This is a genomic window from Streptomyces sp. NPDC004561 (genome assembly GCF_053602155.1).
On the sequence record NZ_JBSGDB010000064.1, the window covers coordinates 1 to 20,601 of the forward strand.

Sequence of the window (20,601 nt, forward strand, 5' to 3'; positions counted from 1 at the left end):
AGCAGTGATCACGCAGCATCTCCGCGAGCGCACCCGCCTGACCCCCAGTGGGCCGCATCAGGAACGTGTACGCACGGATCATCCAGCCCACCCCCTCGGTCCTTGTCGTCAACGTAGTGCAGGCCACTGACAACGCAGCGAACTTTGGCGCTGCGCGCCTCCGGTTCGAGGATGCGTTTCCCTCCCCGGCTGAAGCCGGGGATACCCACGCAAGACCAACGGATGGTCAGCCACCGTTTTTGCCCCAGCTCATTTCCCGGCTGCAAAGGGGCCGCGCTCGTGAACGGCGGTCCGGTCCGGCCGGCCCCGGGGTGACCGGATACAGGTCGCGAGACGGCAGCCTGGTCAGGGAGGGGAAGCGTGACCGCCACCAGCAACACCCGGCCCGCCGGGGGTGAAGCGCGAGCGCCGCGGCAGAGCCGACTGCACCGCCTGAGGCGCTACATCCCCCGGATCGCCCCCGTCCTGCTGTGGGCCGTGCCCTGCTGAGTGCTCCTGCACAGCGGCCAGCACTGGCCGCTGCCCGTGACACTGGCCGGCACCGCCCTGTTCGTCCTCGGCCTCGTCGGTATGCCGCTCGCGATGGTGCGCGGCCACGGCCGGCACCAGCAGGACCGGGCGGCGATCGTCGGTGACACCCTGCTGGGTGCCAGTTGGGTTCTGTTCACCTGGTCCGTTCTGCTCGGCTGAGCTCTCTTGCGGCTCACCCTTACCGTGGCCGGCGTCGACGAAAGTCAGGACCGGGCTCATGTGGCGATGCCCCTGTGTTGGTGAGGATGCTGTGAGGCCGGCAAACAGGCTTCCGGGCTTCCGGGAGCCTCCCTAACCTCCCGGAAGCATGGCAGCAGAACACGTGCAGGAGTCCCGCCCGACCGTCGGACATTCCCGCAGACGTTTCCTCACGACCGCCGGCGGCGTGGTCGGCGCGACCGCGTTAGGGCCCGCAGCGGGGGCAGCAGCGGCCACTCCCTCCCGTCGGCGCGTCGCCGTCCTCGGCGGCGGCGTCTCCGGGCTCAGCGCCGCCCACGAACTCGCCGAACGCGGCTACGCCGTCACCGTCTACGAGTACTACGACACCCTTGGCGGCAAGGCCCGCTCGATGAACGTGCCCGGCACGGCCGCCGGAGGCCGCAAGCCCCTACCCGGCGAGCACGGCTTCCGCTTCTTCCCCGGCTTCTATCGGAACTTGCCGGACACGATGCGGCGCATCCCCTTCGCCGGCAACGCAGGCGGCGTCCATGGCAACCTCCGCAACGCAACCGAGGAGCTGTTCGCCCGCAGCTCCGGACGCCCCGACCTGCACTTCCCGTTGCGCCGGATCACGACCCCGCCGGCCCCCGGCGACATCACCGCGTCCTGGCTCCGCGACCAGATCCTGTCCGTCCTGGACGTGGGCACCCGGCTGCCCGCTCACGAGGCCGCCTACTTCGCCGACCGTCTCCTTGTCCACCTCACCAGTTGCGACGCCCGCCGAGAAGGCCAATGGGAGAAGGTCGCCTGGTGGGACTTCATCCGCGCCGGAGAGATGAGCAGGGAATATCAGACGCTCCTCGGCATCGGACAGACCCGCAACCTCGTCGCCACCCGCGCCGAGGTGGCCTCGACCAGAACGGTCGGCCGCGTCATCATCGAGGCCCTCATCCTGTGGGGCCTGCTCGGCCGCGGGATGGACGGCGACGCCGACATCGACCGCGTCCTGAACGCTCCGACCAGCGAGGCCTGGATCGGCCCCTGGGAGGTGCATCTGCGCTCGCTCGGCGTCGACTTCGTGACTGGAACGCAGGTGTTGGAGGTCGGCTACGAGGGCGGGCGGGTGACCGGCGTCCGCGTCGCGGCCCGCGACGGCGGCCACGAGCGCACGATCACCGCGGACCACTACATCTCCGCAATGCCTGTTGAACACGCCCGCGCCACCTGGGGCAAGGCTCTGCGCGCCACCGACCCGCAGCTCGGCCGGTGCGACGCGCTGAAGACGGACTGGATGACCGGCGTGATGTTCTACCTGCGCACCCCCACGCCCGTCGTGCACGGCCACATTAACTGCCTCGACTCACCTTGGTCGGTGACGGCCATCGGCCAGGCGCAATTCTGGAACGTACGGGACTTCTCCCGCGACTACGGAGACGGGCGAGCCCACGACTGCTTGTCCACGATCATCTCGGAGTGGGACAAGCCCGGCCTTCTGTACGGCAAGACGGCCAAGGAGTGCACCAAGGACGAGATCGTCGCCGAGCTGTGGGCTCAGCTGAAGGACGGGCTGAACGACGTGGGCAAGACGACCCTCAGGGACGAGGACCGCCTCGGTTGGTTCATGGACCCGGCGGTGACAGGCCTGGGCGGCCCGAACGCGCAGAACCGCGAACAGCTGCTCATCCACCCCACGGGAACGCTCTACCATCGTCCCTCAGCGCGGACGGCGATCCCGAACTTCTTCCTCGCGGGCGACTACGTCCGCACCGACGTCGACCTCGCAACCATGGAAGGCGCCAACGAGTCCGCGCGGCGAGCCGTCAACGCCCTGCTCGATGCGGACCGTTCGGACGCCGAGCGGTGCCGTGTGTGGGAGCTGTACCGGCCGCCGGAGATGGAGCCGCTGAAGCGGATCGACGAAGCGCGCTACAGGCTGGGTCTGCCCAACACCTTCGACCTGGGCTGAGCCGAAAAGGCCGCTGTTCCGTGCCCTCTCTGTCAAAATAGGTCGAGTCAGGCATACTGGATGATTCATTGAGTCGAGGGCGGAGAAGGAGTAGTGCCCGGGTGGCCAGCACGAATGACCACGGGACCCCTGATCCGCAGGTGGAAGCCCGTTCGACCGGTCCGCGCCGGTATACCGCGGAGTACAAGACGAGGATCCTCGCCGAGTACGAGTCGTTGGACAAGAAGGGCAAGGGTGCCCTGCTGCGGCGGGAGGGGCTGTACTCGTCGTTGATCACGACGTGGCGGCAGCAACGGGACAAGGGCGCCCTGGACGCGCTCGCCGCGCCGGCCGGACGGCCGAAGGCGGACCCACGCGACAGGGAGATCGCGAAGCTGAAGGCGGAGAAGGCCCGCCTGGAAGCCGACCTCGCCAAAGCCCGCACGGTCATCGAGGTCCAGGGAAAACTCTCCGCGCTGCTCGACCAGTTCGCCACGGACAGCGCCCCGAACCAGAACGGCGAGAAGGACCAGTGACCGGGGCCCGGTTTGCGGCCGTGGCGTTCACTACCGCCCGCGACCACGCCCTCGAAGAGCTCACCGCTCTGGTCGGACGCGTCCAGGCATGCGCCGCGCTCGGCGTGAGCCGGGCCACCTACTACCGCCACCACCGCCGGAGCCCCGCCCCGGCCAGGCCGCGACGGGAACGGCGCCGACAGCCCCGCGCGCTCACCCCGGAGGAGGAGATACGGGTCCTCGATGTGCTCCACTCCCCGGAGTTCGCCGACATGGCACCCGCCGAGGTCTACGCGGTCCTCCTCGATAGAGGTGTCTACCTGTGCTCGGAGTCGACGATGTATCGACTCCTGCGACGGTGCGGCGAGGTCCGTGAACGCCGCCGCCAGGCCGTCCATCCGCCCCGGACCGTTCCCGAGCTGGTCGCCGAGGGCCCGAACCGGGTCTGGAGCTGGGACATCACGAAGCTGAAAGGCCCGGTCAAGGGCGTCTACTACTGCCTCTACACGATCATCGACATCTTCAGCCGCTACACGGTCGGCTGGGTGATCGCCGACCGGGAGAACAAGGACCTCGCCGAGCGGTTCCTGTCCGAGACGATCGCCAAGTACGCCATCGTGCCAGGTCAGTTGACGATCCACTCGGACCGCGGGTCCCCGATGGTCGCGCAGAACGTCGCCCAGATGATGGCCTGTCTCGGCGTCACCAAGTCGCATTCGCGGCCGAAGACGTCGAACGACAACCCGTACAGCGAGAGCCAGTACAAGACCCTGAAATACCGGCACGACTTTCCCGAGCGTTTCGGATCACTCGAGGACGCCCGGGCGTGGTGCGCCCAGTTCTTCACCTGGTACAACGAGGAGCACCGGCACTCCGGGATCGGCCTGCACACGCCCTACGACGTGCACTTCGGCCTCGCCGAACAGCTCCGCGAGATGCGTGCCGACGTCCTCCAGGCGGTCTACGCGAAGCACCCCGAGCGCTTCGTCCGCAAGCCACCGGAGCCCCCCAAGGTCCCCGCAGCGGCCTGGATCAACAAGACGGCACCAGACGGCCCACTGATCCCGGCACAGCGTTAGAACGATCTACCTGCCTTGATCGCTTTGACAGGTTCCGGTGTCGGCCGCCGGGGGTGGTGTATCACGTGGTTGCCCCGCGCCGATGGTTTTGTCGCGGGGCAATGGCTTGGTGTGCCGGTAGGCCAGGTGCGGGGCTGCTATCCGCCGGATCTGGTCGACGGTTGGGAACTTCAACACCAGGAGCACGCACAGCCCGTCGCCGCGCATGTTGTTCGTCGACCCCGCGGGTTCGTCTCCCGCTTCTCCCGCCACCAACTCCGGCCCCGCTCGCCTGTCGCGCGCGGCCACCGGCCGGGCGCCGGCCCCGCCCGGCCGCAGACACGCTTCTGAGCCGCTACCTGCACGCCCGTGAGCTGGGAGAGGCTGGTGGACACGGCAAGGCCGCCCGCCTGCTGACAGAGCCGGCCCGCGACGAACCATCTTCGCGGACCCGTTCTTCGCCCAGGTGATCGTCGGGGCGTCGGCCGCTCTGGAGGAGGCCGACCTGCACCTGATGCTGTGTCTGGCCGCCTCGGACCGCGGCCGCAGACGGGTGGCGGAACTCCTTCGGTCCAAGGGCGCCGACGGCGTGATACTGATGGCGCTGCGCGAGAGCGATCCGCTGGCCCGGATGGCCGAGGAGGCGGCGATGCCCGTCGTGTTCGGTGGACGCCCGGTCGGTCCGGAACCCCGGTGGTACATGGACGTCGACAATGCCGGCGGGGCCCGGGAGGCGACCGAGTACCTGCTCTCGCTCGGCCGGGCCCGGGTGGCCGCGATCTGCGGGCGGCTGGACACGGAGGCCGGGCGTGCCCGGTACCGCAGGTACCGGGCACGCCATGCTCGCGGCCAGCCTCGATCCGTTCCCGCCGCGGGAGGGGGACTTCACCGAGCCGAGCGGTGCGGCCGCCCTGGCCGCACTCCTGGCGGACCGCCCGGACCTGGACGGGGTGTCAGTGTCCGGCAGGGTGGGCATGCCCGCGTTCGCCTGGTCCGAGGGCAGGGTGAACGGCGTGGTCTCCCTCGACCGGCCGCGCGACGTCCTGGACGTCCGGCGCCTGGTCTTCCAGGATCACCAGGTCACCCCGGGCGTAGTTGACGGCCCGGTGGCTTGATTCGGCTCCAAGGTTGAGCAACTGCGGGAACAGCCGTTCCAGGAAACTTGTCACCGAGCTGCCAATCTCTTCGCCATGGCCTGCCTGTCGGCCGGTGAGGCGTTGAGGTTGGCGGCGGGCGGTTACGTACGGTGAGCGGCCAGCCACATGCCGGGTGGCCAGCCCGGCTCGTTCGGGGGCTGTGTCGACCAGTACCGCGGCACCATGCCCGGCGCCCGCGTCACCTGACCGACGAGGACACGGGCGACGTGCTCGACGATTGGCCCGACGATAGGTAACTCCCGCCACCGGGCTACTCGGCTGGATCCTCCGTGGCATGCCGGACCGCCTGCTTCACAGCCTGCTCCAGCTCGTAGCGGTTCTCCCCGACCGCCTCGGCATGCGCGGTGACGGCGGCCTGAGCGGCCTCGGCCCGTCTTGCTCTGGAGTGCCACCGTCCTCATTTCGTCGGTAGCCCATTGCGGGCGGGGCGCTCATCGACAACACGGTGGAAGTCGCGCACATCCCGTTGCTCCGGTCCCTCTACGCACAGTCGCCGGACCGTTCGGTCAGGGCTGGTTCATGAGGCAGTCCTGGACTCCGCAGGGAAGAAAGTGATCAAGGTTGCGGTGTCCTCCGGGTCCACCACTCGGATTGCTGCCTCAGCGGCGTCCGGCGTAGAGACGTCGACCTCCTTGGGGTGGGGGACCATATGGCGGAGGACGACCGGGTAACGCGCTGACTGACCCCCGACGGCGACGACCACCACGTCGTCCTTCGGATCATAGGTGAGGTAGGAGAACGGCAGCCGCTCCGCTTCGTGCTGGCTTCCGATCGAGGGACCCACCACTTCAATGGTGACCAGTTCACCGCTGTGTGCATCGGTGACCCCGTCGAGCATGGACCGCCATCCCGCGCGGTCGGACATCGAGGTGTCGGCCATTGTGTGTTCCTTCCTCCGTGCACCTTGGATAGCTTCTGTCGTCAGTCATCCCCGATGCTGTCCCACGCGGCCACCGCCCGTTCCAGTGCTCTGCCGGTGCGGCGGCGTCTGCTTCCCTCAGGGCGAAGAACCGTTCGACGGACAACGTCCGTCCTGCTTTGCGATCCTTGGTTCGAGGGGACACCGGTACAAGTCGGCTCCGGGCCGATCGGCCAGAGGCGTCAGTGGTCCGGGCTTGAGCTCACCATGAAGAGTGCTCCGTCAGGATCGCGCAGCGCCGCCTCGTGTTCGCACTCCGCAAGGACGTCGCCGCCGTGGTCTCGTGCAGCTCGGGCACACCCCGACACGTCTGCCACCACGAAGTGGACCTGCCAGTGAGGCCGGACCGAGCGGTCGGGCGCTGTATCCACCGCGCCAGATACGATGCGCGCCACGACGGAACCGTGGCTGCGCAGCACCACCTCTTCCCCTTCGTACTCCACCTCGCAGCAGCCAGAGCGACCCGAGGCCCAGCCGAGGATCTCGCCGTAGAAGATCGCCGCATCGAAAGCGTCGCGAGTGTGGAGGGTGACGAACACCGGTGCAGCCTGCCGCCACGCCTCCCACTTGGTGACGAGCCTGCCCTGCCATATCCCGAAGATGGCCCCGTCGCGGTCAGCGAGCAGTGCCGCCCTGCCGGGCGCAAAGGAGAGCGGCCCCACCGCCACGGTCCCGCCACGCTCCCGGACGCGGGCGACCGTCTCGTCCGCGTCTGCGACGGCGAAGTACGGCGTCCAGGCCACCGGCATATGCCAGACAGTGGCCATCCCTGCGACCCCCGCGACGGGTATCCCGTCCGCCAGCGCGGTCAGGAAGCGGTCACCCAGTCTGGCAGTGCGCCATCGCCAGCCCAGTACGGCGCTGTAGAAACGCTGCGTTGTGTCGAGATCGCGGCTGGTCAAGCTCACCCAGCACGGTGCGCCGAACACGGAACCCGTGTACACGACGTCCGTTCCAGTGGAAGAGCGTGTCGTGCCATGCTCCATGGCCATCGCACCCCGGTTTCCATGCAGGCAGCGAGCGATCTCACTCAAGTGTCCGGCCAGAGTTCTGGCCCCGCACATTGTCTGCTCTCAGACTCGTCCGTCCCGGTCGGCCATGCCCCTTGCTAGCGGCTTCGCAACCCCACCCATCCGGCGGACATCGCCCGCCTGGCGCCTCTCGTTGTTCTCCCGTGGCAGCACAGCAACCTGGCACAGGAGTGCCGTATACGGAACTGCGGGAGCGGCTGCAGAGTGTCCTGGCACTCAGCGAGCCCGCGTTCATGGGGCGGCTGGGTGTTGCCGGGAATGACGGCCCCGCGGAGGACGATTCCCCGCTCTTGGAGGGGCGCGCGAAGATCGCTACGCCGTCGGACGCTGACATCTCCGCATGGCGGGTCTGAGGAACCCTGTCGGGTCACCGGTATGGGTCGATGCGCTCGATTCGTTGGCTGCTTCCTGCCGTCTGGGAGCCATCATGCGGGTGGAACTGATGCATCGGGCCGTCAAGGTGCCTCGGGGCAGGCCGGAGACTGTCGGCAACGGCTGCATTTGGGTTCTGGATCACTTTTGGGGCTCTGTCGCTGTTTTGGGGGTGCGTGACGATCAAGAGCAGGTGGGCATCACCTGTGCGTGGGGGATGTGGTTCGCCTCGCCGACCTTCTTCTTCCGAGGGTTGGGGTGGCGGTAGAAGGCGTGATTCTTGGGGACACTGAGGTCCGACTCGCTGTGCGCTCCTCGGCCGGGTCGGCCGCCTGTCCGGGATGCGGATGGAGATCCTCGCGTGTGCACTGCTGCTACCAGCGGTGTCTGGCGGACCGTCCCATAGCACGGCCGGCAGGTTCGACTCGGTCTGCCGGCACGTCGTCTCGTGTGCGGCAAACGACAGTTGCGGGGGCCGGGTGAGGGTGCACTTTTTCCGGCGCTGTCACCGGTTCCCGGCCCGCCTGCCGTCCAGCAGTCCGTGCAGGTGCGCGGCGGCGTTCTCGATGTCCGCGTATTTCTGCTGTCCGGCGCGTACCTCGGCAGAGAGCACACCGCAGCGGTGGACGCGCTCGAAATCGCCGTAGGGGAACTTGTACCGGCCCTTGGTCTCCTCTCCCATCTCGTCATCGATGCCCAGGTACCACCTGGCGTACTCGTTGAATCCGTGCTCCTCGAGGTAGGCGTTCTCGTCCGCTGCCGAAGGCTGGTGCTCGCTCCACTCGTCCCGGTCGTCCAGGACGATCCGGCCCTCTTCGGTCAGTTTCTTTGCGTGGTTGTACGCCGTCGCGTTCAGTTTCACCGTCATGCCGTTTACCGTCCTATCGACAGTCGTGTTCAGATGTCGGCTGCTGCCGCCCGGATATCCTGTCGAGCCTGCCCCATCAGCTCGTTCAAGTCGCCGACGTCAGGATTGAGTTCCCCCGCGCGCGGGGCGATCTGCTGCAGCCATGCCGCAGTGGCCAGGGTCAGTTCGACGGCCTCCCGGGTCCGCTCCTCGCCGAGCAGTTTCTCGACCTTGAAAGCAATGCTCGCGAGCGTGTCGTCATCGGTGGCGGGCACCAAGTAGGGCTCCAGGCCCGGCGGATACGGTGTCCGCTCCCGGTACTCACGCATCGCGGTCACGACCGCGGGCACCGCGCTGTACCTGTCCAGGAGGCCCATGAAGACGTAGAGGCGGGCCACCAGCCGAGGCAGGCCGGGGTGCCGATCCAGCCAGACCAACAGCTCGCGCTGATCACCGACGTGGTCCATGATCTGCGACATCTCCTCCGCGACCCGGTTGGGCCAGGTCCAGTGGAAGGGCAGCAGCCGCGCCACCTGATGGGCGAGTGCCGCCTCGCCCTCCGCGTCCAGCGTGCCGGCGACGAATTCGGCCACCTGCCTGTGGTCCAGTCCGTAGTCGGCCGGCGCCGCCCGGTCCTGTGAGCTCTGTGACGAGTCGTGGCGCAGACGCAACAGCTGTGTGCCGATCTTGCTCAGTGTCCGGTTCCGCATTGTTCCTCCCAGCTCGCGATGTGTTCTTCACCGTCCGGAGCGGCCGAACTGCGTGAGGCGACCGCGCCGACGATGGTCACTTCGAGCCCGTCGAGAATCCAGACGGTGCCGAGGCCGATGACGATCCGCCGGTGGAACCGGGACCACGGCAGCCGGTCGAGGCGGGCGGGGACCTTCGTGGTGATGACACGGAGTTCGGAGGTGGTGGTCATGCCGCCGCCCCTTCCGCCTCGGGACACGGCCGATCCGCCGTACGGGCGAAGGACCGGACTCGCGCCCCGTGTCCGGCGTACCGTCCCTCCTTGTGCTGCGCTGCCGTCTTGTCGGACACCGGTTCCGCTTCCAGAGCGAGGGCGCCACCATGCGCTGGCGCTGCGAGCGCGATTGCGGGGCGCATGGCAGCAAGCGGTATCCGAGCGCCGAGGACGCGGAACGTTATGCGCGGGCGTTCGACCACGAGGACGCCGAGGACCTCGGGCGACGGGCACCGTTGGTAGGGCTCTTCCCCTTGCGCCTGTTGCGTGCTGTGCGGCTGGCACGGGCCAGGAGAGCCGGTTCGGCACCCGATAGCAGACCCCCGGCGCCTTGAGAAGTTGTCCTGCGCAACGGCATTCATGGCGTCACCTCGATCTCTGGCCAAACGGTGCACGGGGTGACGGTATTTTCCATTTTATGGCATTCTGCGCGGCTCGGTGGACATTCCGCTGCTGATATCTCCCTTCGTCCGTCCAGTACAAGAGGCGAAGTCGCCGTTTGATCCTGCAGGCGGAAGCGCCCGGACGAAATGCTCGACGCCGTGAACACACGACACAACACGCGTCCGCTGCTTCCGCACGTCGTCGGCACGGTGGGCGAGCGGTCCGTGCCCTGACGCACGGACCAACCGCCGACGACCGAAGGAATACGAGCGCCCCCTGCGGCAGGGGACCCGAGCCGCGCCACGGCACTCGGCACCTTTCCGGACAGTGGCGCTGCGCTCGGTCGGTCCGCAGACCTTTGCCGGTCGTCCCGCGCTCCGGCGAACTGCGGACCATCGGGACGAGCAGATCCGGGCGGCGAAGCGTGGGACTCCGGTGCTCACGACGTCAGATACGCCTCCACCTCACTGAACTGACCCGCGAGCCAGCCCGTGTTGGCGCTCACCGTCAGCCGCGGGTAGCGCAGGTTGGTGCCGCCCGGCACGGCGACGGTCGTGGTGTTGCCGGAAGCCGGGCCGAAGCGGTAGCCCTGCGAGCCCACGACCAGCTGACCGTGAGCGCTTTCCAGCCTCAGGCTGACGGGCCAGGGGGCAAAGGCGGGGTCTGGAGCACCGCAAGCAGTCGTGAGGTTCTGGCCACCCTTGCCCCGACGCTGGCCGAGGCGGTCCGGGCGGCGTGGATGAAGGCGTTCCTCCTGCCGGACGGGATGCCGCTGCCGATCGACCGAATCGCCGCCGACCGGCCTTTCCACTCGGGCAAGCAACAAGAAACACGGGATTAACGTGCAGGTGATCTTAAAGGATGAAAACGCTCACTGTCGGCGCCGCGGTCCAGGACTGCTACCTCAATCGGCGGCAGAAGGCGTCGGACGCATCTCCTCCACCTGGCTGAACGCCGGAGTCGATCCGACGGAGGTCGAGCGAGCCGGAAATACCGCGGAGGGGCGCTGTTGGCTCGGTATGCCCAGTGTCTCCATGGGCGGCACGTGGTGGATAACAAACGAATCGAGGATCTGTTGCTCGGATACGAGCCAGCCCCCGGCACGCGGGAACTCCGGGTGGCGCCCCGGTTCAAAGGTCCCGTTCCACCCACTCATCGACGTGCTGCCCCGCCTGGCCGACGGTCGTGACATCGCCATGCCCGGGGCAGACCACGGTGTCCGCCGGCAGGGAGATCAGCCGCTCACGGATCGAGTTGATCATCCTCGGGAAATCGGAGCCCTCCCGCCCAGCCATACCCGGACCGTCGGACAGCAGCGTGTCACCGGTGAAGACGGTGTGCAGCACCCGGTCGTACAGGCTGACGGAGCCCGGCGTGTGCCCGGGAGTGTGACGTACCGTCAGTTCCGTTCCCGCGACGTCGATCTCCCGGCCGTCGGTCAGGTCGTCGTCGGGGGTGCGGTCCGGGTAGATGTCGTGCCACAGCCTGAGGTCGTCGCGGTGCAGCAGGATGGGCGCCCCGGTCAGTTCGGACAGCTCCACGGCCGCATCGACGTGGCCGCTGTGCGCGTGCGTGCACACGATCCCGACCAGACGGCGGTCGCCGACCGCCTCCGCGATGAGATCGGGCTCGTGGGCGGCGTCGATCACGAGGACCTGTTCGTCGTCGCCGACGATCCACACGTTGTTCTCCAGATGCACAGGGACGCCGTGCGCCCCGGTCAGGCTGCCGACCGTCAGCAGGCGTTCGACGTGGGCGGTCATCGGGACATCACCGCCGGGAGCCGGCCGCCGTGGCGCACCATGCGCGTGATCGGATCGTGTACCTGCGGTTTCATGGAACGCCCCCTTCCCGGCGAAGCCCTCTACGCCAGTGGACCTCGCAGGGCGCGGCGCGGCAAGTCCGGCACGCCCTGGAGGGACCGCTGGACGGAGACGGCCGACGCGGAGCACTTCGACCGGCAAGATCAACGCCGCGCGGGCTGTCACACCGGGCGAGGACTGGCAGTCTTGAGGGAGGTGCAGCCACCGGCGGGACACGGTGATCGCGGTGAAAAATGCGGGTACCCGTCTGGTTGAGGGTGCTCGGGCCACGCCGGATGCCCCATCACGCCGGTCGGCGGCCGCAGAAGCCGTTACCGGGGGCCGGAACGCTTCGGGAGGCCCAGCCACGGACCAGGACACCGCGCCACAACGAGTACCCGCAGGCACTGCGGGGCCGGCCGGGCAGGTGGGGGATGTCTGGACGTCCGCGTGGGACCGGGTCATCGCCTCCGATCCCGGGTTCATCCGGCTGCTGAAGGCGCTGCGCATCGTCTTGAGCGTGCTGCTGTCCGTCGTCGTGATGACTGCGCTGCACATCCCTCTTCCGCTCCTGGTCACCGGTGCGACGGCGGCGGAGGTCTTCTCGTTCGCCATCTCCGATCCGCACCGGCGCGATCAGGCGATCACGCTGGCTCTGGGACTGCCGACCGGTCTGACCGCCCTGGCTTTCGGAGCCCTGCTGGTGCACCACCGATCGGTGAGCGACGTGGTCTGCGTCCTGGTGATCTTCGCGGCCGCTTACGCGCGACGGTTCAGCAGACGGTGCAGCGCGTTGGGCGTCATCGCCTTCCAGATGTTCTTCATCACCCAGTTCGTCAGGCCTCACCCGCAGTGGCTGCCTCAGCTGTGCCTGCTGCTGGTGATCGGTGCGGTCTGCAGCGCGGTGGTGAGGTTCGGGCTCGTCCCGACGTCGTCGCAGGGCACCCTGCAACGACTGCTTGAGGCGTTCCGCGCGCGACTGGTGCAGCACCTTGAGGCAGTCATCGACCTGGCTCGGCAGAAGCCGGGAACACCCGGCGCCGAACGGGCCGTGCGCCGTCTGCAGCGGCGCACGGCTGCCCTGCATCAAGCAGCACTGATGATCCAGGACCACTTGGACGACACGATCCGGGAGCACTGCACGGCAGCCCATGTCCAGCGGCGCATCGCCGAGGCGGAAGTCGCCGCCGAACACCTCGCGGTCCTGCTGACGGGGGCGCTCGGCCTGCATGGGGTCAATCCCGTTGCCAGCGACACCACCGAGCGCACCGGCCGCGTGCCACCGGTCGTCTCGGTACCGCTGCGCACCGCCGACCAGGAGGTCATCGACCGTCTCATCGCCGATCTGCACGCGCTGAAAGTGGTCGCCGGGCGGGCTCCCGGCAGCGACCACGGTGTCGGCCTGAAGATCGTGCGGGACCGGCTCCTGGGCTACCGCGACGACGAACGGCTGCCCGACGCGCCCCCTGCCGTACAGGACGTGTTCCGGGCGATCGGCGACGTCAGCCGAGCCCTGCTCGGCCTGCGCCTGGCACTGACCGGGCCTGACGAGAGCGAGGAGAGTCCGGATGACAGCCCCGAGACCGTGCGCTGCCGGGAGGAGCTGCAAACCGAGGACGCCGTCCTCGACGCCGAGGACGCCCTACAGGAGAAGTCCGAGGAGGAGGGCGAACCGGCCGGCCTGGAACGCACGACCACCCGCATCGCCGTGCAGGTTTCCCTCGCCTCGGCCCTGGCGATCGTGGGTGGCGAACTGCTGTCGCCGCAGCGCTGGTACTGGGCCGTCTTCACCTGCTGGGTGGTGTTCGTCAACACCTCCTCGGCCGGAGAAATCCTGGTCAAAGGGTCCCGGCGCCTGGTGGGCACCCTGCTCGGCGTCCTGGCCGGAATCGGCTTGGCCGGCCTGGTCGGCAACCAGCCCTGGGCCGCGTTTACGCTGGTCATCCTGTGCCTGTTCGGGACTTTCTACGCGATCTCCTACGCGGTGGTGTCCTTCTTCGTCACCGCGATGATCGGGCTGCTTTACACGCTGTTGCGCAGCTTCACCCCGGACCTGCTCGTGATACGGCTGGGCGAGTCCGCGCTGGGGGCCGCCTGCGCGGTCGTGGTGGGCCTGCTGGTGTTGCCGGTGCGCACGCAGGAGCGCACCGAGGAACAGATCCGCGAAGTGCTCTCACGACTGCGTGAGGTGACCGGCCAGGGTGTGGCCGAGCTCGGCGGCGGTCGCCCCGTCGACCTGCTCCACCGTTCACGGGCCTTGGACAGCGCACTGGCCGATCTGCGGACCGCCACTCTGCCGCTGCGCCATCCGATCACCCCCTTGCGCCGTCGCCGGCGGCTCACCCGTTACGTCCTGGGACTGCTGGAGACGGCCGCCTACCACGCCCGCAACCTCGCGGCCATCGCCCAGCCCGCGCCAGACAGTCGGGGGATCGTGAGCGATGCGCGGCTATCCGAGGCGGCAGGACGCGTAGACCGCAACCTCGGCGCGCTCATCGAGTGCCTGCAGACCAAGGGTGGCTGCCGGGAGCCTCTCGACGCCGAGGCGGGAACCGCCACCGCGCAGAAGGACTCCGAAGCCCCTCACGCCCCCGGATCCGGAAGGCGGACGGCGCCGGAGACGGAGCAGCAGCGAAACCGGCTCACTCAGGTGGCACTGCGTCATCTGCAGCGGGTGGACGAAGACGTCCTGGGACTCGCCCGCCCGCTCGGCATGGGATTCAAGGAACAGCAGGCCAAGCCGGACACCCGGCCGGCGGAGACAGCTGCCGCGGGCCGGTAGGACGCCGGCACCCGCGGTGGGCCATCGCGGCGGTGGTTCGACTGACGAGGCGTCACAGTCCCGGCGGCGCGCCGATGCCGGCAGGGGGCCTGCGCTCACCAGGCCGATCGGGGCCGGTGACCGGGTGGTGACAGATCCGCCCCGCATCCGGCCACGGCGGGTGCTGCGCGACCGGACCGGCCTGCGGCGCCGGACGTACGATTGACACAGATTCGTCGTACACGAGCCGCTATCGGTGAAACAGCGAAAAGGACGAACCTCTCCCATCGACTGAGGCCGGTTCGTGCGACCTGCCGGGCACGCGGGCATGACCTCGCCAACGATGACGACGAAAGCCGCGCATTCCTCGCCGTGATCCCGGGAGCCGCGCATCGGAACCCGGCCTCGATCACGCAACGTACACCGCACGGAGCTTGCCCATGTCGAACCGCCTGTTCAGTGATCGCGCAGATGCCGGCCGGGTCCTCGCCAAGCTCCTGGAACGCTACAGCGGCGATCCCGATGTGATCGTGCTGGGCCTGCCGCGCGGCGGCGTTCCGGTGGCGTACGAGGTTGCCGCGGTCCTGGGTGCCCCACTCGATGTCTTCCTGGTCCGCAAGCTCGGCGTGCCCGGCCAGGAGGAGGTGGCGATGGGAGCCATCGCGGACGGCGGACTGGTGGTGCTCAACGAGGACGTCGTCCGTGGCCTGGGTATCCTGCCGGGCACGCTGCGCAGCGCCGTCGAGCGGGAGGCCCGGCAGCTGCTGCGCCAGGAGCAGACCTACCGGGAGGGACGGCCCACGCCCGAGCTGGAGGGCCGCACGGTGATCCTGGTCGACGACGGCCTTGCTACCGGGGCCGGCATGCGTGCCGCGATCCAGGCCCTGTGCCGCCACCGGCCGGCGAGGATCGTCGCCGTGGTGCCTGCCGCCTCCGAGTCGACCTGCCGCGAGCTGGCCGACATGGCCGACGACGTGGTCTGCGCCACCACCCCGTCGCCGTTCTTCGCCGTCGGCGCGTCCTACTGGGACTTCCGCCAGATCACGGACGAGGAGGTGCGGGAGCTGCTGCGCCGGGCGACGAGCAGGCCCGCGGAGCCGGCCGCGGAGGGCGGGAGCGAGGTCGCTCTCATCAGCGCCGAGGCGTTCCCTGTCGAGGACGGCGTGCCCGGCGACGGGGCGCTGTTCGACCTGGTGGGCAACGCGCACTTCGTGCTGATCGGCGCGGCCACACACGGCACGCACGACTTCTACCAGGCGCGCGCCCGCATGACGCAGCGGCTGATCGAGGAGAAGGGGTTCTGCGCGGTCGCGGCCGAGGCCGACTGGCCCGACTCCTACCGGGTCAACCGCTACGTCCGGGACCGCAGCGACGACGTCACGGCCGAGGAGTCACTGCGCGGCTTTCGGCGGTTCCCCACCTGGATGTGGCGGAACACTGCGGTGCTGGACTTTGTGGGATGGCTGCGGGAACACAACGACCGCGTCTCCGGCGGCGAGCGCGCGAAAGCGGGCTTCTACGGTCTCGACCTGTACAGCCTGTACCGCTCGATCGAGGAAGTCATCAGCTACCTGGACCGCGTCGATCCCGAGGCGGCGAAGCGGGCCCGCGAGCGCTACGCCTGCTTCGATCACTACAACACCGACGGCGACGCCCGGGCCTGGGGGTTCGAGGCCGCCTTCGGAGCGGGTGAGACCTGCGAGCGGCAGGTCGTGGACCAACTCGTCGAGCTGGAGCGCCATGCGCTGCAATACGCACGACGGGACGGACTACTCGCCGAGGACGACCAGTACTATGCCCAACAGAACGCGCGCACGGTCAAGAACGCGGCCGAGTACTACCGGACGATGTTCGGCGGGCAGGTGTCGTTCTGGAACCTGCGTGACCGCCACATGGTCGAGACCTTGGAGGCGCTCGCCGAGCATCTCAGCCACCAGCGGAGCAGCCCCGCCAGGATCGTCGTGTGGGAGCACAACTCCCACCTCGGGGATGCCAGGGGCACGGAAGCCGCGCTCCGCGGCGAGCTCAACGTCGGCCAGTTGGTGCGGCAAGCGCACCCTGATGACTGCTGCCTGCTGGGCTTCACCACCTACACCGGCACGGTGACAGCCGCGGACGACTGGGGAGGACCGGTCATGCGCAAGGCGGTGCGCCCGGCACTCGTTGATAGCGTCGAGGACATGTTCCACCAGGTCGGCCAGAAGGAGTTCCTGCTTCCGTTCAACCGGACGCCCCTGGCCGCCGACACGCTGCGCAAGGCGCGCCTTGAGCGGGCGATCGGCGTCATCTACCGGCCGGAGACCGAGCGGCAGAGCCACTACTTCCGCGCGCGCATGTCGGACCAGTTCGACGGCGTCATCCACATCGATGGGACCCGGGCAGTCGAACCCCTGGAGCGCACGGCCGAGCGGCAGGAAGGCGAGGTCCCCGAGACCTACCCGTTCGCCGTATGACAGCTGCCGCCGCCTTACGAGGCACCGGAGCGGCCGCTGACGGGAGGGATGTGGAAGATGTCCGACGGTACGGCCACCAGGCCCGCGGCGTTCGTCTTCGACCTGGACGGGACACTCGTCGACAGCGTCTACCAGCACGTCATCGCCTGGCAGCAGGCGTTGAGCGAGATGGGCATCGGCCTGGCGATCTGGCGGATCCACCGGAGGATCGGGATGAGCGGTGGCCTGCTCGTGCAGGCCATGATGCGCGAGACCGGCGTACGGCTGACGCCGAAGGAGGCCGATGAACTGCAGAACGCCCATCACCGCCACTTCGAAGGCTGGACGAACGCCATCCGGCCGCTGCCCGGAGCCGCCGAGCTTCTTCGGACGCTGACGGACTGCGGCGTCCCCTGGACGATCGCCACCAGCGCCCGCCGGGACGACGCCGCACCCATGTTCGCCAGACTCGCCGTGCCGCCTGACGTGCCGACGATCACCCGCGAGGAAGTCAGCCGTGCCAAACCCGACCCCGATCTGTTCCTGGCGGGCGCGGCGCGGCTCGGAATCCCCGCCCGCGACTGTGTCGTCGTCGGAGACAGTGTGTGGGATCTGCTGGCTGCGCGACGGGCGGAGGCACTCGGAGTGGGGCTGCTGTCCGGAGGATACGGGCAGGACGAACTCGAGCGGGCCCAGGCGTTCCGGGTGTACGCCGACCCCCTCGACCTGCTGGGGCACATCGACGAACTCGGCGTCCGGGAAGCGCACGGCGCCTGAGCGCGACGTACCCGCCCCCGGGCGGTCCGGCACCCGAGGACGGATGAGGATGGCGGCACTGCTCAGGAGGCCGGTGCGGTTCCACCGCCGGCCTCGCTGGTCTTCACGCGCACCACCACGTCTGCCGCCTCTTCCAGGCTGTGGTCCAGGTTGTTGAGGAACCGCTCGTCGTCGGTGCGGATGCCCCGGAGCATGTCGGCGTCGAGGCTGTCGCCGATCTCATCGGCGAAACGCTCTGCCGCGCGGGCGGCCGCCGCCGCCTTGGCCGCGACGGCGAACTCCTCCTCGATGTCCTTCAGGAGGCGTTGCGGAGTGTGACCATCGTGCCCGGTCCGCACGGCTGCCGGCAGCCCCGACGTCAGCCGCCACAGCACGCGGCCGGTGCTCACGGCCTGACCGCCGAGGGTGATGAAGGCCTCGGACAACGGTCCTCGGGCGGTCAGCTGCTCCAGGCGGCGATTGAGTTCGTGGATGTGGTCATCGACCTCCTGGATGTGGTCCTCCAGGGTCTGCCGGTGGTCCCTCGCGGGTTCGGCGGCCAGATCCGCCCGCAACTGGCCGGCGACCGCCTCCTCGGCATCGCGGACGTCGCGCAGCAGCGGGATGACCGCTTCAACGGTGACTGCCATCAGAACTCCTCACAGGGCGATGGACAAAGGCGGCCGGAGGGCTAGCCTGGGTGCCGCGGGGGCAGCGGGCGAACGCTCGCCGCCCCCGCCCGGCCTGGGGGACCGGAGGTCAGTCCCCCTTCTTGATCTCCACATGCCGGGCCTTCGCCGGCTGGGCCTTGGGCACGGTCACCGAGAGCACGCCGTCGGACAGCGCGGCGTTCACGTTCTCGGCCCGCACGTCACCGGGCAGCACCACCCGGAACTCGAAGCGTCCGGTGCGCCGGGTCCGGTGCCGCATGACGCCTTTGCGCTCGCGCTTCTTGATCTCCCCGGAGATCGCCAGTTCCCGGTCGGTGATCTCTACGTCGATGTCCTCGTTTCTGACGCCGGGCAGGTCGAGTTCGATCACATACGCGTCGTCCGTCTCGGAGATGTCGGCCTGCGGGATCCAGGGCATCTCTGCCGGCGTGGCACCGGCCCCCACGGTCGACTCCAGCAGCCGTCCCATCCGGTTGAACAGATCGTCAAACTCGGCGAGAGGGTTGCGTGTCCACGCGGTGACCCCGGGCTCCGCCAGGGCGCCGACTCGCTGTCGGCGTGCGGGTAGCGTCATCAGAACTCACCTCCACGAGTTACATCTCCGGCATTTTGGATGTATCGGTGTACCCGGCGGGAGGTTGCTCACACGCCTCCGGCCGGGAAGTCAGGCGGCGGCGAATGTGCTCGATTCGCTGTCCATGAGGCGTTCCGGTGTCTGCATGCCGTGCGGGGCGGATCAGGACTGGTCGAGTTCGTCCTGGACCGAAGGCTTGGGGACGTCACGCAGGTGCTGCGATTGGCCGGGGCGGCCGCCGCGCCGGGCCTGCTCCGCGCGCTGCGCCGCGCTCAGGTCCAGGTCGGATGCCGGGTCGACGCGCACCGACCTGGCCACCTCATCCCGGTTACCGTACTCGTCCGGGGGAATGGCGCGAAGCGCCTTGACCACTTCCTCGGGCGCTCCGGCATTCTCGGCGGCCAGGACCAGTTCCTCTTTGCCCGCAGGGAAGTCGACGTCCTGTAGCGCGTCCAGCACGTCCCGTACGCTTGTGGAAGACATATCCCCTCCTCAGGTTTTGTCCCGGGGCACTTCGTACTCGTGCCCTACCTGTGGCATTCCCGGCGAAACCAGCTGCTGGCGATGTCGAAGCATTCCGGGGAATCCTGTGCCCGACACCCGAATCCAGGGGAGATCACATGCCCGGCAATATGGAACGTGCCGCCCTGCGCGCCGCGGCTCAGGCCGCCGAGCAGATCCTGGCGAACGCCGCCGAGCGGGCCGAGCGGCAGTACCCGCAGGACCCGTACGCCCAGTGCGTCGCCGAGGTTGGGGAGCTCACCGGTGCGTTGAGGGTCCTGCTGGACGCGGTGCGCCCCTTTACCGAGGAAGGTGAAGAGGGCGGGCAGTGACCGGCACTTTCGGCACCGGCCCCGCGAGGTCCGCGTCGGCATTTCGATCGCCGTTTGGGGCAGTGCATGCCGCGGTACCTGTGATGGGTTGCAGGATTGGAGGCGCCATGGACAGCGACGAGTTCGTCCGGCTCGTCAGCCGGCGGGCCCACGTCCCCGAGGAGCAGGCTAGGGAGCTGACCCGGGCCACGATGCTGACACTGGCCGAGCGGATCACCGGCGGCGAGGCCAGGCACTTGGCCGGCGTCCTGCCCGCCGAGATCGCCCCGCCCCTGGTCCCACCGGAGGATGTCGCCCAGAAATTCGGCGTTGCCGAGTTCGTCCGGCGAGTGAGTGAGCGTGCGGGCGCCGATGAGGCTGTGGCGCGCAGGGGCGTTGCGGCGGTTTTCATGACTCTGGGAGAGGCCGTCCCCGACACGGAGTTCCAGGATGTGATGTCGCAACTGCCGAACGAGTTCCAGAACATCTAGCGTCGGACATCTCTGCGCCCGAATACGGCTGCGCGCATGCCCTGAGAATCGCTCGCAAGCGCTTGTTTGACATCCCACTGGCCGGTGGAAGGCTGGAAGAAGCGGTTGCGCGGCATGTGCGCTGTCCGGTGCCGCATTCGAGGGTCCTGCCGACGTGGCTGGCCTTGGTCCGTGGCCGGCTTGGCCATGCCTGTCAGGTGTTATGACGCGAATTCCATCGAATCCCGGCCAGTGCCTCGCCGACCGGGGAGTTCGTCCGGCACCAGCCGCTCAACGATCCCCACACCCGCAACCCCGCCTCGCGCACCCACGGCGGTATCGAACGCCGCCTTGCCCAGCAGCCCGAGTTCGTCCGGGAACCTGCCGGATCCGTGCAGCGCCACCTTGGGCGTTCCTCGGGCCCGCCGTGGTCCTGGAGCT

At 68.7% G+C, this 20,601-nt stretch carries 15 protein-coding genes and 5 pseudogenes; 10 read left to right on the forward strand and 10 right to left on the reverse strand.

What is annotated here, in order from left to right; all coding sequences use genetic code 11:
• Window positions 1-360 precede the first annotated feature (360 nt).
• From ACWEN3_RS11735 to ACWEN3_RS11750, 4 genes and pseudogenes are all read left to right on the forward strand, one after another.
• Window positions 361-753 (forward strand): annotated as a pseudogene (locus tag ACWEN3_RS11735) (metallophosphoesterase); the annotation flags it as partial.
• 85 nt (window positions 754-838) lie between these two features.
• Window positions 839-2,656, forward strand: coding sequence for a hydroxysqualene dehydroxylase (locus tag ACWEN3_RS11740; protein WP_452968825.1), 1,818 nt, complete (start codon window positions 839-841; stop codon window positions 2,654-2,656).
• A gap of 101 nt (window positions 2,657-2,757) precedes the next feature.
• Window positions 2,758-4,229, forward strand: a pseudogene (locus ACWEN3_RS11745) (IS3 family transposase).
• Window positions 4,230-4,641: 412 nt separating this feature from the next.
• Window positions 4,642-5,161 (forward strand): annotated as a pseudogene (locus ACWEN3_RS11750) (substrate-binding domain-containing protein); the annotation flags it as partial.
• Window positions 5,162-5,882: 721 nt separating this feature from the next.
• Here ACWEN3_RS11750 and ACWEN3_RS11755 read toward each other — a convergent pair.
• The 6 genes and pseudogenes from ACWEN3_RS11755 to ACWEN3_RS11780 form a co-directional block, all read right to left on the reverse strand.
• A complete protein-coding gene (locus tag ACWEN3_RS11755; RefSeq protein WP_452968827.1) occupies window positions 5,883-6,245 on the reverse strand; it encodes a DUF5335 family protein in 363 nt (120 codons plus the stop codon).
• Window positions 6,246-6,466: 221 nt separating this feature from the next.
• A complete protein-coding gene (locus tag ACWEN3_RS11760; RefSeq protein ID WP_452968830.1) occupies window positions 6,467-7,270 on the reverse strand; it encodes a VOC family protein in 804 nt (267 codons plus the stop codon).
• A gap of 922 nt (window positions 7,271-8,192) precedes the next feature.
• Window positions 8,193-8,555, reverse strand: a complete 363-nt coding sequence (locus ACWEN3_RS11765; protein WP_452968831.1) for a hypothetical protein — start codon at window positions 8,553-8,555, stop codon at window positions 8,193-8,195.
• A gap of 29 nt (window positions 8,556-8,584) precedes the next feature.
• Window positions 8,585-9,127, reverse strand: coding sequence for a hypothetical protein (locus tag ACWEN3_RS11770; protein ID WP_452968834.1), 543 nt, complete (start codon window positions 9,125-9,127; stop codon window positions 8,585-8,587).
• Window positions 9,128-9,273: 146 nt separating this feature from the next.
• Window positions 9,274-9,456: pseudogene (locus ACWEN3_RS11775) on the reverse strand (MFS transporter); the annotation flags it as partial.
• An 865-nt stretch (window positions 9,457-10,321) separates the two neighbouring features.
• The gene (locus ACWEN3_RS11780) at window positions 10,322-10,483 is read right to left on the reverse strand and encodes a hypothetical protein (RefSeq protein WP_452968861.1); all 162 of its coding nucleotides are present in this window, start codon (window positions 10,481-10,483) and stop codon (window positions 10,322-10,324) included.
• Between the two features lie 72 nt (window positions 10,484-10,555).
• Between ACWEN3_RS11780 and ACWEN3_RS11785 the strand changes: the two are divergent.
• Window positions 10,556-10,736, forward strand: a pseudogene (locus ACWEN3_RS11785) (IS5/IS1182 family transposase); the annotation flags it as partial.
• 276 nt (window positions 10,737-11,012) lie between these two features.
• Here ACWEN3_RS11785 and ACWEN3_RS11790 read toward each other — a convergent pair.
• The gene (locus tag ACWEN3_RS11790; RefSeq protein ID WP_452968836.1) at window positions 11,013-11,645 is read right to left on the reverse strand and encodes an MBL fold metallo-hydrolase; all 633 of its coding nucleotides are present in this window, start codon (window positions 11,643-11,645) and stop codon (window positions 11,013-11,015) included.
• 277 nt (window positions 11,646-11,922) lie between these two features.
• On the opposite strand from ACWEN3_RS11790, the gene ACWEN3_RS11795 reads away from it, so the two are divergent.
• The 3 genes from ACWEN3_RS11795 (at window position 11,923) to ACWEN3_RS11805 (ending at window position 17,654) form a co-directional block, all read left to right on the forward strand.
• Entirely contained in the window at window positions 11,923-14,466 is a 2,544-nt protein-coding gene (locus tag ACWEN3_RS11795; protein WP_452968838.1) for an FUSC family protein, read from the forward strand.
• Window positions 14,467-14,885: 419 nt separating this feature from the next.
• Entirely contained in the window at window positions 14,886-16,898 is a 2,013-nt protein-coding gene (locus ACWEN3_RS11800) for an erythromycin esterase family protein (RefSeq protein WP_452968839.1), read from the forward strand.
• Between the two features lie 57 nt (window positions 16,899-16,955).
• Window positions 16,956-17,654 (forward strand): HAD family hydrolase, encoded by a 699-nt coding sequence (locus tag ACWEN3_RS11805; RefSeq protein WP_452968841.1) that lies wholly within the window; start codon window positions 16,956-16,958, stop codon window positions 17,652-17,654.
• Between the two features lie 62 nt (window positions 17,655-17,716).
• Here ACWEN3_RS11805 and ACWEN3_RS11810 read toward each other — a convergent pair whose 3' ends face one another.
• The 3 genes from ACWEN3_RS11810 to ACWEN3_RS11820 all read right to left on the reverse strand — a co-directional run bounded on the left by ACWEN3_RS11810 (window position 17,717) and on the right by ACWEN3_RS11820 (window position 19,361).
• Window positions 17,717-18,283, reverse strand: a complete 567-nt coding sequence (locus ACWEN3_RS11810) for a hypothetical protein (RefSeq protein ID WP_452968843.1) — start codon at window positions 18,281-18,283, stop codon at window positions 17,717-17,719.
• Window positions 18,284-18,392: 109 nt separating this feature from the next.
• Complete coding sequence (locus ACWEN3_RS11815) at window positions 18,393-18,878, reverse strand: Hsp20/alpha crystallin family protein (RefSeq protein WP_452968845.1); 486 nt, start codon at window positions 18,876-18,878, stop codon at window positions 18,393-18,395.
• Window positions 18,879-19,040: 162 nt separating this feature from the next.
• Window positions 19,041-19,361: a DUF2795 domain-containing protein gene (locus tag ACWEN3_RS11820; protein WP_452968847.1), complete on the reverse strand. Its 321-nt coding sequence runs from the start codon at window positions 19,359-19,361 to the stop codon at window positions 19,041-19,043.
• Window positions 19,362-19,498: 137 nt separating this feature from the next.
• Here ACWEN3_RS11820 and ACWEN3_RS11825 point away from each other — a divergent pair, with 137 nt between their 5' ends.
• Both ACWEN3_RS11825 and ACWEN3_RS11830 read left to right on the forward strand, forming a co-directional pair.
• On the forward strand, window positions 19,499-19,711 hold the full coding sequence (locus ACWEN3_RS11825) for a hypothetical protein (RefSeq protein ID WP_452968849.1): 213 nt from the start codon (window positions 19,499-19,501) through the stop codon (window positions 19,709-19,711).
• Window positions 19,712-19,818: 107 nt separating this feature from the next.
• Window positions 19,819-20,181, forward strand: coding sequence for a DUF2267 domain-containing protein (locus ACWEN3_RS11830; protein ID WP_361363213.1), 363 nt, complete (start codon window positions 19,819-19,821; stop codon window positions 20,179-20,181).
• The last annotated feature ends 420 nt before the right edge of the window (window positions 20,182-20,601 follow it).

Bases quoted from the DNA above. Each gene is read 5' to 3' on its own strand.
- ACWEN3_RS11740 (WP_452968825.1), top strand. From the start codon at position 839: ATGGCAGCAGAACACGTGCAGGAGTCCCGCCCGACCGTCGGACATTCC.
- ACWEN3_RS11755 (WP_452968827.1), bottom strand. From the start codon at position 6,245: ATGGCCGACACCTCGATGTCCGACCGCGCGGGATGGCGGTCCATGCTC.
- ACWEN3_RS11760 (WP_452968830.1), bottom strand. From the start codon at position 7,270: ATGGAGCATGGCACGACACGCTCTTCCACTGGAACGGACGTCGTGTAC.
- ACWEN3_RS11765 (WP_452968831.1), bottom strand. From the start codon at position 8,555: ATGACGGTGAAACTGAACGCGACGGCGTACAACCACGCAAAGAAACTG.
- ACWEN3_RS11790 (WP_452968836.1), bottom strand. From the start codon at position 11,645: ATGACCGCCCACGTCGAACGCCTGCTGACGGTCGGCAGCCTGACCGGG.
- ACWEN3_RS11800 (WP_452968839.1), top strand. From the start codon at position 14,886: ATGTCGAACCGCCTGTTCAGTGATCGCGCAGATGCCGGCCGGGTCCTC.
- ACWEN3_RS11805 (WP_452968841.1), top strand. From the start codon at position 16,956: ATGTCCGACGGTACGGCCACCAGGCCCGCGGCGTTCGTCTTCGACCTG.
- ACWEN3_RS11810 (WP_452968843.1), bottom strand. From the start codon at position 18,283: ATGGCAGTCACCGTTGAAGCGGTCATCCCGCTGCTGCGCGACGTCCGC.
- ACWEN3_RS11815 (WP_452968845.1), bottom strand. From the start codon at position 18,878: ATGACGCTACCCGCACGCCGACAGCGAGTCGGCGCCCTGGCGGAGCCC.
- ACWEN3_RS11820 (WP_452968847.1), bottom strand. From the start codon at position 19,361: ATGTCTTCCACAAGCGTACGGGACGTGCTGGACGCGCTACAGGACGTC.
- ACWEN3_RS11825 (WP_452968849.1), top strand. From the start codon at position 19,499: ATGCCCGGCAATATGGAACGTGCCGCCCTGCGCGCCGCGGCTCAGGCC.
- ACWEN3_RS11830 (WP_361363213.1), top strand. From the start codon at position 19,819: ATGGACAGCGACGAGTTCGTCCGGCTCGTCAGCCGGCGGGCCCACGTC.